The organism is Methylocella tundrae, assembly GCF_901905185.1.
GTDB lineage: Bacteria > Pseudomonadota > Alphaproteobacteria > Rhizobiales > Beijerinckiaceae > Methylocapsa > Methylocapsa tundrae.
Genome location: NZ_CABFMQ020000093.1, coordinates 1 through 16,473, shown reverse-complemented (window position 1 = coordinate 16,473; position 16,473 = coordinate 1). Strand labels below are relative to the sequence as shown.

At 61.3% G+C, this 16,473-nt stretch carries 10 protein-coding genes and 4 pseudogenes; 9 read left to right on the top strand and 5 right to left on the bottom strand.

Translation table 11 applies throughout. The annotated features are described in order from the left end of the window. Positions 1-85: 85 nt before the first annotated feature. Positions 86-784 carry a protease modulator HflK gene (gene hflK / locus MPC4_RS21310; protein ID WP_244629035.1) on the top strand — a complete coding sequence of 233 codons (699 nt, stop codon included), beginning with the start codon at positions 86-88 and terminating at the stop codon, positions 782-784. Here the strand turns inward: hflK and MPC4_RS14575 are convergent. From MPC4_RS14575 to MPC4_RS20970, 3 genes and pseudogenes are all read right to left on the bottom strand, one after another. After that, positions 667-1,730: pseudogene (locus tag MPC4_RS14575) on the bottom strand (efflux RND transporter permease subunit); the annotation flags it as partial. The gene hflK and the pseudogene MPC4_RS14575 sit on opposite strands and share 118 nt — an antisense overlap. Positions 1,731-1,930: 200 nt before the next feature. Then, a complete protein-coding gene (locus tag MPC4_RS14570; RefSeq protein WP_174513158.1) occupies positions 1,931-2,377 on the bottom strand; it encodes a DUF6197 family protein in 447 nt (148 codons plus the stop codon). A gap of 445 nt (positions 2,378-2,822) precedes the next feature. Then, the gene (locus MPC4_RS20970) at positions 2,823-3,170 is read right to left on the bottom strand and encodes a hypothetical protein (RefSeq protein WP_210253660.1); all 348 of its coding nucleotides are present in this window, start codon (positions 3,168-3,170) and stop codon (positions 2,823-2,825) included. A gap of 142 nt (positions 3,171-3,312) precedes the next feature. Between MPC4_RS20970 and MPC4_RS14560 the strand changes: the two genes are divergently transcribed. From MPC4_RS14560 to MPC4_RS14530, 7 genes and pseudogenes are all read left to right on the top strand, one after another. Then, complete coding sequence (locus tag MPC4_RS14560; RefSeq protein ID WP_174513156.1) at positions 3,313-4,344, top strand: helix-turn-helix transcriptional regulator; 1,032 nt, start codon at positions 3,313-3,315, stop codon at positions 4,342-4,344. Between the two features lie 81 nt (positions 4,345-4,425). After that, positions 4,426-4,660, top strand: a pseudogene (locus MPC4_RS14555) (transposase); the annotation flags it as partial. Between the two features lie 237 nt (positions 4,661-4,897). Next, the gene (locus tag MPC4_RS14550) at positions 4,898-5,149 is read left to right on the top strand and encodes an ADP-ribosylglycohydrolase family protein (RefSeq protein WP_210253661.1); all 252 of its coding nucleotides are present in this window, start codon (positions 4,898-4,900) and stop codon (positions 5,147-5,149) included. Positions 5,150-5,151: 2 nt separating this feature from the next. Next, positions 5,152-7,800 carry a PD-(D/E)XK nuclease family protein gene (locus tag MPC4_RS14545; protein ID WP_174513154.1) on the top strand — a complete coding sequence of 883 codons (2,649 nt, stop codon included), beginning with the start codon at positions 5,152-5,154 and terminating at the stop codon, positions 7,798-7,800. Continuing rightward, complete coding sequence (locus tag MPC4_RS14540; protein ID WP_174513164.1) at positions 7,800-11,153, top strand: UvrD-helicase domain-containing protein; 3,354 nt, start codon at positions 7,800-7,802, stop codon at positions 11,151-11,153. The genes MPC4_RS14545 and MPC4_RS14540 overlap by 1 nt, the downstream gene beginning before the upstream one ends. Positions 11,154-11,390: 237 nt before the next feature. Further along, a complete protein-coding gene (locus tag MPC4_RS14535; protein ID WP_174513153.1) occupies positions 11,391-11,930 on the top strand; it encodes a 3'-5' exonuclease in 540 nt (179 codons plus the stop codon). Positions 11,931-12,037: 107 nt separating this feature from the next. Further along, positions 12,038-12,739 carry a spermidine synthase family protein gene (locus MPC4_RS14530; RefSeq protein ID WP_174513152.1) on the top strand — a complete coding sequence of 234 codons (702 nt, stop codon included), beginning with the start codon at positions 12,038-12,040 and terminating at the stop codon, positions 12,737-12,739. Between the two features lie 1,514 nt (positions 12,740-14,253). Here MPC4_RS14530 and MPC4_RS14525 read toward each other — a convergent pair. Further along, entirely contained in the window at positions 14,254-15,297 is a 1,044-nt protein-coding gene (locus MPC4_RS14525) for a P63C domain-containing protein (protein ID WP_174513151.1), read from the bottom strand. A 108-nt stretch (positions 15,298-15,405) separates the two neighbouring features. Further along, a pseudogene (locus MPC4_RS21305) lies at positions 15,406-16,060 on the bottom strand (IS110 family transposase); the annotation flags it as partial. Between the two features lie 171 nt (positions 16,061-16,231). On the opposite strand from MPC4_RS21305, the pseudogene MPC4_RS14520 reads away from it, so the two are divergent. Then, a pseudogene (locus MPC4_RS14520) lies at positions 16,232-16,473 on the top strand (transposase); the annotation flags it as partial.

Below are 16,473 nucleotides of genomic sequence, written 5' to 3'. Positions count from 1 at the left end.
AGACGACGCGAATGAAACCACGGTCGCGGGCGACGCGCCGCCGCCGGGCGGCTTCTTCACGATCGTCGCCTCGCGAACAGCCGCAATGCTGCGCATCCCCCATGTGGGGTGGCGTGGCGTGCTGCTGCTCGTGCTCTTCGCCGCAATCGCTTGGGCCGCCTCCGGGATTTATAAGGTCGGCCCAGACGAGCAAGGAGTACTGCTGCGCTTTGGCCGCAGGGTCAGCACGGAGCCGCCGGGGCTTCATTATCGACTGCCCTACCCGATCAGCACCGTCTATTTGCCGAAAGTGACGAATGTCAATGAGCTGCGCAGCAATGCCATGACGCAGCGTCCTGAGGCGGCGCGTCAAGGCGCGGCGCGCGACCGCGGAAGCCGGATGCTCACTGGCGATGAGAACATTGTCGAGGCCGACTACTCCGTCCTTTGGAAGATCAATGATGCGGGCGCATTCCTGTTCCATGTGCAAGATCCCGAGGACATGATTCGCATGGTCGCCGAAACCACGGTGCGCGCCGTGATCGGCCGCAACCCGATCCAGGCCGTGCTGTCGGACCGCCGCCAGCAGATCGCAGTCGAGGTTCAGGACGAGCTGCAACGCCTGCTCGACAACTATGGCGTGGGCATTCTCGTCATTCAGGTGCAGCTGCAGCGCGTCGATCCGCCGGCAGCGGTCATTGACGCCTTCAAGAGAACGCACACCGCTGCCACGATCAGGCTCTCCTCTACCAGCGTGTGCTTCAGCGTGTGTATGGCGCTGTCGATGAGCTGCGAGCGGTCATAGACGGGCTCTATGGACACGCCGTCGGGCAGGCCCGGCTTCAGCTCCTCAAGCTTGCTCTTGATGTTGCCAATCGTCGTCAGCGCGTCCGCGCCATCGCGCTTCAGGGCAATGCCGCCGACCACCTCGCCGGCGCCGTTCATTTCGGCAATGCCTCGCCGCTCGTCAGGCCCAAGTTCGATGCGCGCCACATTCTTGAGGAGCACGGGCGTGCCGGAACCACCGGTATCGGCCTTCAGCACGACGTTGCCGAGGTCCCGCATGTTGCGCAAGTAACCGCGGCCGCGAATCATGTATTCGGTCTCGCTCATCTCGATCGTGCGGCCGCCGACATCGCGGTTGCTGTCGCGAATTGCGCCGGAGACGCGATCAAGCGGGATGCCGTAAGCCTGGAGCTTTCTCGGATCGACGACAACCTGATACTGACGCTCGAACCCGCCGACGCTCGCGACCTCGGCGACGCCTTTGCGGTCACCAAATTGTAGCGAACGATCCAGTCCTGAATGCTGCGCAGTTCGGCGAGGGTGCGCTGAGCGCCGAGCACGACGTACTCATAGACCCAGCCGACGCCGCTCGCGTCCGGCCCCAGGGCCGGAGTGACGCCCTCGGGCAGGCGTTTGGCGGCGAAGTTGAGATACTCCAGCACGCGCGAGCGGGCCCAATATAGATCGGTCCCGTCATCGAACACCACATAGACGAAAGAGAGGCCGAAATCGGAAAAGCCTCGCACGACCTTGGCATGCGGCACCGCCAGAAGCGCAGTGGTCAGCGGGTAGGTGACCTGGTCCTCGACGACCTGCGGCGCCTGACCGGGGTACTCGGTGTAGACGATGACCTGGGTATCCGAGAGGTCCGGCAGCGCATCGAGCGGGGTGTTGGCGACCGACCATACTCCGACGCCGACCAGGATCAGGGTGGCGAAGCGGCCTACATTGGATGCACTGGCCAGATCGTCGTTACCCCATTTGAGAAAGGGTCAGAAGATATCGTTCGACCACACAGCTTCGCGGCCTGGAAAAACCTTGATGAACGCCTCAGCGTGACGAATCCTGCCGAAGTAATCGAGGCGCACACTGCAGAAATAGCCTGCCGGTCCGCGATTAGGGCAGGACTCCGTCACGAAATCCCAGCATTCGCCAAGGCGCCATTTCAAAGCAGGTAGGCGGCATCGCGCTGACAAATGCACGAACCGGGTTGAGAGGAGCACGCAGCCGGCTGAATTGACACGATCACTGAATTGATCAACGTCACCACATCATCCCGGGAGGCGGCGACTTCGTCGTTCCATCGCGAGACGCCGCCCTCGTAGCCATAGGCATCGCGAAGGGCCGCTGACAATTTCTTCTCGAAGAGTGGAAAATAGAGATCCTCGTTCTTTGGGTCGATCGTTCGCCACGCCTTAACCAGTGCGCCGGAAAGGCAGTAAGAAGAGGCGTCGGCGCTGTTGAGGCTTACCGCTTGACCACTAGCGCTTCGCGCCATGGCGATCCTGCTCCAGCCCTTCATCTGAAGCAGCCGGCTCGCCTCGTTCAGCACGTCCACAAGGATTTTGTCGCCAGGGACAACGCCCATGCGATGCAATGGAATATCAATCATAAGTCCGCCCCCCGGATCGAGCAAATGTTTGCGAGCAATATTTCTTATGCAAGGCGCAGTCGTTCGATGACGCCGCATCGCGATTTTCAATTCAGTGCGTGAAAGACTTCAGGACAATGAGAGCCCGCAGGAGCGGCGACCCGATAGCTGATCGGCGCCTCTGATCAGGCAATATTGGCAGGGCTGTGCGTCAGGATCGGACGTAGCTAGACCCCGAGCATGATTTTCCCATTGTAGAGCGATGACGACCGCGCGCCGCGTTGAGACGCCGCCCGCATGCAGTCCTGTTCAGCTTACTGTTCGATTGAATGAGGGCTGGCGAACCCCCGTTCGTCCGCGTCTACGGCTTCGGCGCTGAAGCTTCTGATTTCAGCCGACGCTGCGTTTCAAGGCATACGTCCTGATCCGTCGTATCGGGGTGGGATTGTCTTTGCATCGAAGCAAATCATGTGGAGGCGTTCATGCGCAATGACCACAAGGACAGAAGTTTCCCGTCGTTCGCTCGACCGACGGCCCGAGCGATGCTCCAGCCGAACTCTGCAAGCGCAAGCTCGAAGAGCTCGCCTCCCGCCTCGACCAGTTTCACGCCTCCGCCAAGGGCCAGTTCGTCAAGTGGAAACCTGGCCTGAAAAACAGGAAACTCCCCGACTATGGCGAGCCGGCCATCGTGACCGGGGTTTTGCCAATCCCGGTCTTCGACCCGTGCGAGAATGGCGCGCCGAGCCCTTATTTTCAGGAACCGCTGACGCTCATCATCGGAACATATCGGGAGGATGATCTGCTTGAGTTCCACGTCGACGGCCGCAGATTTGAACCGTTCGATTTCTGAACCAGGACGCGCCCGGGTTCTTCATTCAGGCGCGTCCCACTATACCTGCACGAAAACAGAACCTCCTCCCGGCGCAGCTGATAAAATTCGGCGCCGCGGCCGGAGAATGATTGCGAAGAATCACGCGGGCTGTCACCATCATTCAATGCGCTACCAACCCTCGCAACGACTGTTTCGTCTTGCCCTCAGCCTCGCTGCGAGCCGCACCGGGCTGACGCTCGACGAAATGGCGGCCGAGCTCGAAGTCGGGCGCCGGACGGCCGAGCGGCTGCGCGATTCCCTGGCGGCCATGTTCCATCAGATGACATGGTGGGAGGATGAAGAGCGGGTGCGCCGCTGGCGGCTGCCGGGAAGCGCCCTCGTCGGCGTCGTCGAGCCCCGGCCGGAGGCCGTGGCTGCGATCGAAACCGCGGCGCGCGAATGCGCCATGCGCGGCGAAGACGACCGCGCGGCGCTGCTGCGGGAGGCGTCGACCACTTTGCGGGCGGTGATGGCGCCGGATGCGCTCCGTCGCGCCGAGCCCGATGTCGCCGCGCTGATGGAGGCCGAGGGCATCGCGATGCGGCCGGGGCCGCGGCCGATCATCGCCGCGGGCGTGCTGCCAACATTGCGCCGCGCGATTCTCGGCATGCAGCTGGTGGTCATTCGCTACGAGGGGCCCAACGCCGAGGAGCCGGCGACGCGCATCGTGTGCCCCTATGGCATTCTCTATGGCGGGCGTGGATGGCTCGTCGCCCATGCGGACCAGCGCCCGGATATGCGCTTGTGGCGGTTGGATCGCATCGTCTCCATCGACCTGCTCGATCGCGGGTTCACGCGCCGCGAGGACTTCGATCTCTCGGCCTATGCGGCGCAGTCCTTCGGTGTTTTCCAGGAGGAGCCGATCGACGTCGTGCTGCGGTTTGAGCCCGAGGCGACGGAGGACGCCGCCAGCTGGCTGTTTCATCCGTCGCAAAGCACCAAGCGCGATGCGGATGGCGCGCTGATCGTGCGCTTCCGCGCCGGCGGCGCGCTGGAAATGTGCTGGCATCTGTTTTCTTGGGGAACTGCGGTTACCGTCGTGGCGCCCGAGAAATTGCGTGATGAACTCGTCACATTAGCTCGAGTGGTCTTGGCCCACCACCAATCGAAACGGTGAGGCGCATTGATTAGGATTGACGTCGCTCCCCCGGCTTAATTCAGCTTGAAGTTTGCTCTGGCCCAATCTGAGGACCAGAGCATGAAGCCCAGTCGCTTTTTGGAAGAACAGATCATCAGGATATTGCAGGAGCAGGAAGCTGGGTCTCGGTCGCGGATTTGCGCCATAAATAGGGGGCAGCGACGCCAGCATTTACAAGTGGAAAGCCAGTTTCGGCGGGATGGACGTATCCGAAGCCAGGCTATTGGCTCTGGAGGCCGCAAACATCAAGCTCAAGCGGATGCTGGCCGATGCTATGCTCGACAACGTGGCGCTGAATGCCCCTTGATTACAACATTCCGCTCAACTCAAATTGCAAACAGGTTCTGTCGGCGTACGGGTGAATGAGGATATTGCCGCCGGCGCGCTTCCCGTGTCGCAATCGGACGTGAATGAGTTATGCCTAAAGATAGCGTCCGGATCTGACGTAGTCGGTCCTGATAATACTTGTTGTTCATTTTCACGAAACGATTTGCTTCCGGATCAAGCATGACCAATGCGCATTTTGGCGGCGATGCCCGGCAGGGCGGCCGCACCGAGGTTTCCTGCGGCGGCGAGATACATCGACGGCGCTATCGGCGCGATGCTAGGCCTCGCCGTCGGCGACGGGCTCGGCGCGACGCTAGAATTCTCGCAGCGGGATTGCTCCCCGGAAATCCGCGATATTCTGGGCGGTCGCCCGTTTCGCCTCAAGCCGGGCGAATGCACCGATGACCCCAGCATGACGCCCGCCCTTTTCATCTCGATTTCTCGGATTGGGGAGTGATAATGCGCCGAACGATCGTCGTTCACACGCGACTGTCTGGCCACATGGCGCGCGTCGCCGCCGCGCGGCGCGGCGAGCATGGCGTTCAGATCCTCACCATGGCGCAGCTTGCGAGCCGGCTCGCCGGCGGCTTCCTGCAGCCAATCGACCCTGACGCGCTCCAGGACGCTGTTCGGGAGGCGTTGTCCGCCGGCAGCCTCGGCGATCTCGACGCGATCAAGACGCTTCCAGGCATGGTTCGCGTCGCGGTCGATACGCTGGACAAGGTCTGGCGCGCCGGGATCGATCTGTCGACCTCGCCCGAACCTCGTCTTCGGGCGCTGCGCACGCTCGAAGTTGAAACGCTGCGACGATTGCCCGCCTCGATGAAGCGCCCGGCCGGGCTCGTCGAACTCGCCCGCGCCCGCATCGGTCATGCGCCGAAGGTCATCGGACCCGTGGAGATCCATGGCCATAGCGAAATGTCGCCTTGCTGGCGGCCCCTGCTTTTGGCGCTGACGAACGCGGTTCCGGTCGTTTGGGTTGCGGAGGCGAGGTCCGTTCCATCCTGGGTGGAGGAAACGGTGGTCGAGATCCGCCGGGAGGCGCCCCCTGCCCCGACCGTGGCGCTGTTTTCATGTGCGACGCCGCAGCATGAGGCGCTCGAGGCCGTTCGGTGGATGCGCGAGCTAATCGCCAGCGGAAAGGCTCGTCCCGAGGACATCGCCATCGTCGCCGCCAGCCCGGCCGACTTCGACGATCACATCATGGCGCTCTCGGCGGACGCCAATATTCCGATTCATTTCGTCCACGGCCTACGTGCGGTGACGACGCGGGACGGGCAGACTGCGGCGGCTCTGGCCGAAACGCTGCTGAAAGGCGTTTCGCAGGAACGGATTGGCCGGTTGTTCAAACTCCTGCCTGACGCGACGCCCACACTCGCAGGGCTGCCGAACGACTGGGCGCGCGTTTTGCCGAAGGACGCCCCGCTCACGACGGTCCAGCGCTGGCGGCAGGCGTTCGACCAGGTCGCGCCTGAGGATTGGCCGGAGGCAATCGACCGCTCGAACCTCGTGATGGACGTCCTCCATCTCATCGAGCGGGGACCCGAAGAAGCGGCGGATACAGGCGAACGGCTCCTTTCCGGGAAAGCGCTCGCGCTCTGGAAAAAGGCGCTCGCCGACGGGCCGGCCGCCGCTCTGACGGTGACCCTCGCACAGCTCCGCATCCCCGACGGCCTCGAGCCGGCGGCGAACGTCATCTGGACGTCGGCGATCTCGCTTGCTTCCGCGACGCGGCCCTTTGTGCGTCTGCTGGCGCTTAACTCCGGTCGCTGGCCGCGTCGGATTTCCGAAGACCGGCTGATTCCCGATCACATCATTCCCATCGAAGAGCTCGACCCCCTGCCCGTCGCTGATGGCGACCGGCGGGATTTCCTGACAATCCTGAGCAGCGCGCAATCGGCTGCGATGTCCTTCAGCCGACGCGACGTTGGTGGCCGGCTGCTTGGCAAATCGCCACTGCTAAATGGATTCACCGAGATCTATCTCAGCCGCGGCCGGACGCCCGAGCACGCCGCCAGCGAATCGGACCGGCTACTGGCGCGACCAGGCGAATTCAGGCAAACCCCGATCGCGATATCGGGCGCCGCCTGCTGGGATGACTGGTCGCGACCGGAGATCACCGCCCATGACGGCCTCGTCGGCCCCGGACGCCCGCGCCTCCAGAACGTGTTTAAGGGGCCCCTGTCGGCCACCTCCCTGAAACTCCTGTTGCGGGACCCGATCCGCTTCGTCTGGCGCTATGCCCTCGGCTGGAAGCAACCGGACGTCGCTGAAGAGCCGCTGAACCTCGACCCATTGGCCTTCGGCACTCTCGTCCACAGCGTGCTTCAGGAAGCTGTTCAATCGCTCGAGGCGTCCGCCGGCTTCGGACGCGCGTCCGAGGCGAAGTTGAAGAAGGCAGTCGATGAGGCCATTGCTTCGGTCAAATCGGCCTGGGAGCGCGAACAACCAACGCCGCCCCCGGTGATCTGGGGCGCCACGCTCGAAAACGCGAAAAATCTCACTCTCAAAGCGCTCGCCTATCCGCTCCCGCTGCTGCATGGGCAGAAGAGCTGGACGGAAATACCGTTTGGACGGCAGGATGGGCCGCCGCAGGCCGATATGCCCTGGGATCCGACTCGCCGCGTCGAGATCCCCGGAACGGGGGTCTTCATTCAAGGCAATATCGACCGGCTGGATCTCGCGGCTGATCGCTCCGCGGCCCGGGTCATCGATTACAAGACAGGGAAGCTGCCCGACGACATGGCGGACGCCGCGATAAGGGGCGGCGATGAACTGCAGCGCTGTCTCTATGCCTTCGCCGTCAAAACGCTCATCTGGCCCGACATAAAGGTCGACGCCGCGCTGCTCTATCCGCGCGCTGCCGAAGACAAGCAGCCCCTATGCCCCCTTTCCGACGTCGACGGGGCGCTGTCGCAACTCGCTGCTGCGATCGGCCTTGCGCGGGCGAACATCGAGGCCGGCCTGGCCTTGCCGGGCATCGCCGCCGCAGACGCTTACAACGACTTCCTGTTCGCCCTGCCGGCCGGCGCTGCCTATCTGCCGCGCAAGAGCGCGCCGGCGGCGGAAAAACTCGGGCAAGCTACAAAGATTTGGGAGGCCCTATGATGGACGACAGGAAAAAGCCGCTCCCCGATCGTGCGGCGCGCTTTTCCGCCCTCACCGAACTCGATCGCTCTCTTCTCGTCGAGGCGGGGGCCGGATCGGGCAAGACATCGATCATGGCTGGCCGCGTCGCCATGCTGTTCGCCCGCGGCGTCGAGCCGAAGCATATCGCGGCCATCACTTTCACCGAGTTCGCAGCCAGCGAATTGATGAGCCGCATCTCGCGTTTCGTCACCGCCCTGGCGGACGGAAAAATCCCTGAGGATCTCGAGATCGCCTTTCCGCAAGGCATCTCTCCCGCGCAGAGGAAAAACCTGCACCGGGCGAACAATCTGATCGACCAACTGGTCTGCACGACAATCCATGGTTTTGCGCAGTCGGTGATCAAACCCTACCCGGTCGAAGCCGGGATCGATCCCGGCGCGGAGATCATCGATCCGGTCGAGGGGGACCTCGCCTTCGCGGAAATCTACGACGCCTGGATCCGCGAGCGGCTCTCCGGCGAGGCTGGCGACGACATCGTCGCCGAGCTCGTTCTCGCTGACGAAGATGGAGGGCTTGCGCTCATTCGGGAAGTCGCCAATTTTCGCCGGCGCAATCGCGACGCGTGTCCTGGCTCCATCGACTGGTCCGCAACACTTGTGGAGACATTCACGAAAGCGACGGCGAATTTTTCCGCTGAACTTGTCCGCATGGAGTTTCAGGAAGAGGAGACGGGGTCAAGGGCGCAGCGTTTCGGCGATCTCGGTCAAACCATCGCCGGTTTGGCCCGCGACGCAACTGCGCCATGCCGCGGTCTGGTCGGGATACTGAACCTCACCAATCCCTCCGCCTGCTTCACGCAGGCCGGCGGGGCTCGGCAACTTAAGACGCTGGGCCGATGGCAAACGGCCGCCGCTGCGGCGGGAAGGCCGAAGGCTGCCGGAACAGAAGCCCATCAGGGCGCCAAATCGCGTTACGACGCCTGTCACGACGCCTTCGCCGCGCTCCGCACGCAGACCGCCGCCGAGGTCCTTGCGCGCATCGCCCGATCGATGGACGGCCTCATCGCGAATTGGCAAGCCTGGAAGCGCGATGCCGCGCTGCTCGATTTCGACGACCTGCTCTATACGGCGCGAGATCTCGTGCGTGAGCACGAAGCCGTCAGACAGGCGCTGGCCGGACGGTTTCGCCATGTCCTGGTCGATGAGTTTCAGGACACGGACCCCCTGCAGATCGACCTCCTTTGGCGCCTGTGCGGCGAATCCGTCGACGAGGCCGACGCCTCTCCCCTCAAACGGGCGCTGCGGCCGGGGGCGCTGTTTCTCGTCGGCGATCCCAAACAGGCGATCTACCGTTTCCGCGGCGCCGATGTGAACGCCTATATCAGCGCGCGCGACGCCATCGGCGCCGATGCGCTGTTGAAGATCACCGCGAACTTCAGGTCGGTCGAACCGATCCTGACATTCGTCAACACCGCTTTTGAAACCCCGCTGTCGATGGCCCTCGGCCAACCCGGTTTCACGGAACTGGCGGCGACGCGCAGCGCCGAGCCGAAAACTCTTGCGGTGGCGGCGCTCGATATCGCGACCGAAGATGATGCGAAAGCCAGCGACAAGCGCGACGCCGAGGCGGATCGGATCGCCGAACTCTGCCGCCGGCTCGTCGGCAATCGTCTTGTCCGCGATCGCGAAGGCGCGCTGCGGCCTGCCCGGTTGGGCGACATCGCCTTGCTTGCGCCGGTCGGAACGGAGCTCTGGCGATTCGAGGAAGCGCTCGAGAATTGCGGCATCGCCGTTTCGACCCAGGCGGGAAAGGGCTTCTTCCGGCGTCAGGAAATCAAGGATCTCATCGCCTTGACGCGAACGCTTGCCGATGGCCGCGACACGCTGGCGCTCGGCGCGTTGCTGAGAGGCCCCCTGGTCGGGCTGACGGAAGCCGAATTGCTTGAGATCGCCGAAGGCCTGCCGGCGGATCCCCATCAACCGGATCGTCTGCCCCAGCTCAATCTCTGGACCGATCCCGACGAGATCCGCCATGAACTTGCGAGCGGACTTATCCGGTCGTTGCAATCTCTCGCCCTGCGCGCCCGCTCGACGACGCCTTACGCCTTGCTGAGCGACGCTGTCGGCATCCTGAACGTCCGGGCGCAGCTTCAGCGGCGTTTCAAGGCGGGCGCTGATCGCGCGCAGGCCAACATCGATGTTTTCCTCGACATGTCGCGCGCCTATGATGTTCGCGGTCTGCGCGCCTTTGCGCGCGACATGCGCGCGAATTGGGAGGACGCGGTTCGTCAGGTCGAGGGCCGTCCCGACGCCGAAGAGCAGTCCGTCGCCCTCATCACAATCCATGCGTCCAAGGGGCTCGAATGGCCCATCGTGATCCCGATCAACATGACAGGCCGCCCGAAATCGGATTCCGGGCTCATGCACGACCGCAGGGCCGATCTGTTCTCTATCCCCGTTCTCGGAATCGCGCCTGAGGACTATGCCGACATACAGGATCGCAACGCGGAAGAGCTCGAACGCGAACGGGTCCGGCTCTGGTATGTGGCCGCGACGCGGGCGCGCGATCTCCTTGTGATGCCCCGGCATTCGCCGGATTTGCCGAACGGCGCCTGGGCGAAGCTTGTCGAATTCGACTCGCCATCGCTGCCTGCGATAGATCCCGAGGAGGTCGGCGACCCGATGCCGTCGCCGGCCCTTCCTCAGGAAAACCCTCAATCGCGGGAAATATTCGCGGGGGAGGCGAAACGCATCGTCGAGAGCCATCGCAAGATCGAGTGGCGTCAACCCAGCCGCAGTGAAATGGGCGAGGCCGCAGAACTCCGGCGCGAACCGGTTTTTGCAACTGCCGAATCTCTTGAGGAATTCCAGGATACCCGGCAACCCATCGCCGGCAGCGCGACTCGTGGAACGCTCCTTCACAAACTGATCGAAGAAGTGCTGAACCTCGAGACGGCGGACGACGCGCCGGCTCTCATCGCACGCGCCAAGGAATTGCTGGCGCAGCTTACGATCGCGCCATCTGAAACGGCGAAGAACGGGATTTCGCCCGACGAGATTGCGGCGACCGTCGTCAGGACGCTGAACCTTCCTGAAATTGCCGAAATGCGTCCGCGGCTTGTCCCCGAACTCGTGGTCCTGGCGAGCCACCAGGGCGATCATCGCGAGATTATCGTTTCCGGCATCACTGATGCTGTCGCCTATGACTCAGAGGGCCAAATCGAGGCGATCATCGATTGGAAAAGCGACGTCGAAGTCGACGCCGCTCGGCTCGCATCCTACCGCGGACAGATTGAATGCTATCGTCAGGAAACCGGCGCGAAACGGGCTTTTCTGGTTCTCATGACGCAGGGCAAGGTGATGTCGGGATAGCGACGTTGATTGCCGTCTTGGGCCACCCGGCGCCGGCAAGAATGTGGATACGCGCGGAACAGGCGCCCCGCACCGGAAAGGCGCCTGACGCTTGCGCAGGCAGAACCGCCCAACGCGAATAGCGAAGGGATTCATCGTGACGCCTTGAGCGGCTTTAAGAGTCCTGAAACATGAGCCGCGCTTACGCCGCCGGGATAGATAATGCTTGTTGATTGCGCTCCGTCGGATGCAGTTAAAATGAACAGCGATCCATCCTTGTCCTGGCCGGTCTTCTTCGACTGCGAAGCGTCGAGCCTCGACGGCTATATCATTGAGATTGGCTGGGCCTTTGTCGCCATGGACAGCGGAGCAATCGTTTCCGCAGCACATCTCGTTCGTCCCGCGCCCGACTGGAAAATCAGAGACGCGTGGAGCGCGAAATCGGAAAGGCTGCATGGCATTTCGCTCGCGCATTTGCGTGAGCATGGTCGGCGGGTCGAAGAAATCGCCCGGATCATGAATGAAGAGCTCGCCGGCCGCGAGCTCTTCTCAGACGCCTGCTCCTATGACGAAAGGTGGCTCCGTCAGGTGTTCGATGCGGCGGGCTTCGAGCCATCCTTCATTATTCGCCCCACCGATCCCGGAATCTTGCTGGAGCGGGCGGCCGCGGATCGAAATTTCGATCAGGCACGTCTGCATCAGGCCAGGGAAGAGGCGGAACAAAATCGCCGCCACCGCGCCGAAGCCGACGCCCTCATCTGGGCGGAGCTATGGCGGATGGTGACGCAACGCCCCTGACGGCTCATTCACTGCGCCTTGGACCCGTTCCTTGGTGACAAGCGCACGCTTTTGAGCCAGTGCATGTCTTAGCGCAAAGTATTTCGCAACTGGCTGAAGAGTTATCAGTGATTCCCTGGTCCCTGCTCGATAAGGCGCAAATACCCGGTGGAGGCGGCGAACTCCGCCTTATGCAGCGCGGCGCCGAATTCTCGATCAGGCTGGGCCAAACCGAACTGATGAACAGTCGCCTCAGCGGATCCGAGGAGGCGCTCGCCACCCTCTCTTGCGCGGGAATTCGAACCCGCGAGCGGCCGCGGATACTGATCGGCGGGCTGGGCATGGGCTTCACGCTCCGGGCCGCGCTCGCCGCCGTCGTCGCCGAGGCCGAGATCATCGTCGCAGAACTGGCGCCCGCTGTCGTGGCATGGGCCCGCGGTCCGATGGCGGAGCTCTTCCAGAGCAGCCTGACGGATCCACGCGTCAGCATTCTGGAATCGGATGTCGGCCGCCTGATAAGGTCTGGCCGGTCGACTTACGATGCGATCTTGCTCGATGTCGATAACGGCCCCGAGGGGTTGAGCCGCAAAGCCAATGATGGACTATACGACATGGTAGGATTGCGGGCCGCCCGCGCGGCGCTGCGTCCCGGCGGCGTCTTGGCCGTATGGTCGTCGGGACCAAACAAGAATTTCACCCAGCGACTCCGTAAGACCGGTTTTGATGTGGATGAAGTCCGGGTGCGCGCCAATGGAGCGCGTGGCGGCGCACGGCACGTCATCTGGATCGCGACCCACTCTGATCCCACGGACAAAAAGGTTTGTTTCTGAACAACGCGATCACGCTGACAGATCGCTTGCGGAGGAGCGCAGGGTCGATACAATGCCCGCAGGGGGGAGGGCTCACTGCCGCAATAGCCGGGTGCCGCTTTCGCTGTAGGATCGACCGCTTGCCGCGGCGCTTTGTGCATTATCGCCGGTCTTTATCGGGTGGCCGCTGATCTGGGGTATCTGAAATTCTACCTATTACCGGAAAGAGGGCTGTTCACGATAATGCATCAAGCGCCAACAAAAATCCTATTTGACGACCTTGCTGCAGCGGCCTCACAGCTCCCTAAGATGAAGCGCGCTCCGGCCGGATCGAGAGGAAGCATTCCATCTGACACTCTACTGTCCCCAGATCGCGAAGGCCTCATGGTAGAGACTTCCGTTATCTCGACATTCATTCCTGCGGACGAGCCCTGGCAAATTACCGCATCTGTCGACGCGAGGAAGCTAGTCGCGATATGTAAAACAATAAAAGAAATAGGCGCCGTGGGGGAAATGATCGAGATAAGTGTCGAAGAGCGAGAGATGTGGTTCAAATTCAGAACTACGAAGTTCTCAATTCCGACACTTTGGGTTAAAGGCGCATAACGGATCATCGTAGAATCTTCCCGAAATTCTATTCTAAGCGGCTTTAAGTAATGAAACGCCCAAAATATACGCATAAGCGGACAAAGCTGGAATGGATTTGGCTGTTAGAAGACCCCATTATGGTGAGAAGCTCTGGATTTATTTCATCTACAAATCGCTATTTGGACTCCCTTATCGGCGACGGAACTCTTAGAAGCTTCCAAAGCAACGCTGCACCGCAGGCGTACCGTGGTTGCCAGCAGTTCCACGTAGCTGCAACACTGAGAGCAGTTAGGAGGCACGGGTGTTGTCTTTGGTCAATATCAAGGCCACCACGTTGGGCGTACCGTGATGGCGGTAAAGTGCTCCAACGGAGAAAATTATTCCATTGATCTGTGATACTGCGGAGGAGGAAATTGAATATCAAAAGCTTTGTCAATTAGACATTCACGACGTTCGAGGGCAGAACTCTCCGCTCTCTCGTCTGTGCATTCAGCCGCCGGGACCATATTTGGTATTGCAGAACCACCTCTTGGTTGGCCATGGTTTGTTGTTTTGGGTGGACCCTTTCCTATCGCAGGTATGCAGCGAGGTTTTTGGTCATTCGATATTGCGGACAGTCGCGAGGATGCACTTAGCCAACTCAAGGAATTGCTCAACATATCCGGTATAAAAACCTGAAGGCCGTTAATGGGATGGTCCGGCCGTGCTCCCGGCCCAACCGCAAGCGATGCTTGTGCGGGGCACCAAAGACAAGGAGCACGCCCTATTGCAGTGAGCCGACGCAAAGATTGCATGTCGGCGAGACGGTGCTGGTCACGGCCGACTTGCGTTGCGGCCAGCGCGGAGTCACGTGCGCGATCAACGGCATGTGTTCCTCTCTGGCGTGGTCGCAATGACCGTGATTTCACAGGCGCGGCATACAGCCCCCATTTTGAAGGCTCAGGCGCTCATGTGCCTGAGCCTTTTTTGATGTCGTCCGGAGGCGGAAGTGAAAACAGATCGCCGGGGCCCGGCGGGAACTTTTTAGAAAAGTATTTGCAAAAGTCGGTCCAATCGTCAGAAATGCTAAGCAATGTAGTCACAACCAAAATCTGCTTTTCAAGATGCGGGTGTCCAATCTCCTGAGTTAGCAATTGGTGGTGCGTGTGCTTTCTTCGTTTCGTTTCTCGGTCGCGCGGATTTTTCGACCTAAGTTCGTCGAGCACCCCATTAGGAAGCTGCTCATAGATCAAACTGTTTGTTAGCTTCCCGATGTAAGCGTTCCGCGCGCTATGTCCCGGCTCATATTTCCAGCCGCGCACACGATGCAAATGTTCATAATAGCTATCTGGGAACCGCTTTGCCCAAGGGAGGAGTTCCGGCGCAATGTACGCCGACAAAATGCGCTGAAGCTCGTCGCGGGCCCTAAACCGCTGGAATCCGGTCGCTTCGTCAACTAGCGAGATAATGCCGATGTCGGCAAGCGCTCGCATCAATATCTCAGCGCGCTGGGCCTTGTCTTTTTGCTGTTCCTGAAGCGCGCCGGCGGCTCTCGCCGAAAGCCAGACCTCGCAAACCGCCCTTAGAATTTTGGCATCGTACCCGACGGTGACAGAATTTCCCTCTTGGTATGAAATCGGCTTGAGGGGCCCCTCGCGTAACTCCTTGGTAATATAGGGTTCTAGCTGCCTTGGAGCGATAAATAGGGGCAATAGGGCCCCCGCTTCACTCGCTGCCTTTTTCTTTCTTTTGGAGGCTCCGCTACGGCTACCAAGAATAGCGTTGGTGATTCCAAATTCGGAAATGACGCGCGAACCATCCGACAGGACGGCGCAAGGGATGCCCATTTCGCCAAGCGTTAGCGTGCCCGAAAATTCGACCTTTGGAAGATTGCCCTGGTCCGCCCATCTTTTAGTCGCCGCCTCAGATGCGATGCGTTTCCGGTCTTCCGCCGAAAGGCTTTTTGATCGGGCAATCCCGCCTTTGCTTTGCCGGGTTTTCTCGATGTCCATCGAATCACTCCATGCTTGCATCGTGGAAGATTGTCATGCTTGCTGGAAACGAGCAAGCACCCTGCATTTTTTTTGCTAGATGTGCTTGCTACCTAATATCGCAGGAATCCACAGACGGCCCGCATCGCATCGCAATCCCCAGAGCCGCTTCAATCGGACTTCCGCCTCCTCAATGGCGTGGCGAAATTCCGCCAGCACGATCTGATGGGCGGGATGCTCGAAGGTTTGACCACAGAGCCAGCTTGAATGTGCCTTGGACCAGGGCGTGCGGCCCGTGCAAATACGGCCATGACGGAGCGGAAGAGACAGTAATTGTTGGCGCGCTCGCCGCAGCGCCTCCATCGCGCCTTCGCGAGCGCGCACAAGTTCGCGGATGGCTTCGTGTCCAATATCAGGGACCCAAACCGGCGTCAGTTCGCCTGCTCGATGGAGCTTGGCTAGGCTCAGCGCGTCGCGCCGGTTGGTCTTGGACCCGATCCCCCGGGCGCTGCGGGATCAGCGACGGCGCCACCACCGCGCAATCATGGCCCAACGCAATGATCTGCCGGTAAAGGTCATACCCTGCCGGCCCGGCCTCGTAACAGAAATGCAGCCGCGCCCCCCGCTTCGCCAGCTTCGTGGCAAAAGCCGCTATCGAGGCAGGGCTCGCATCAATGTCGCCAAAAAACCGAATCTCGCCGTCCCGGCCGTCTTCAGCCAAAGCCACCGAAGTCTTCAACTTCGACACATCCAATCCGATGGAAAGTTCGCTATGCTCCTTCATGGCTCGCCCTCGCTAAGCTTGGGGCTCGGCTCTCTGGCCAATCCAGAGCAACCCCCGATCCTTGCTTACCGCGGGGCGGCCCGCCAGCATTCAACGAACATACGGTCTAGCACTACTTTGGCAGAGTTTTGAGGGGTTGGGCATTTTTGGGATTCCCGAGACGCGCATTGCGTGATTCATGGGTGGTCGGCGTCACGGAGGGCCGACCATGGAGGAAACCTGGAAGTCCGATCTTGAGCGGTGGCTGGCGCCTTTTCTCAGTGCTTTCCGGCACAAGGCACGGGCGCGGATGTGCCCGGTTTATGTTGCGGGGCTGATCGGCGCGGGGGATCGCAAGAGCGTCCAGCCCATGGCGGCGCGCGACGGCGAAGTCGGCTACGACCAGCTTCATCACTTCATCGCCAGCGGCGTGT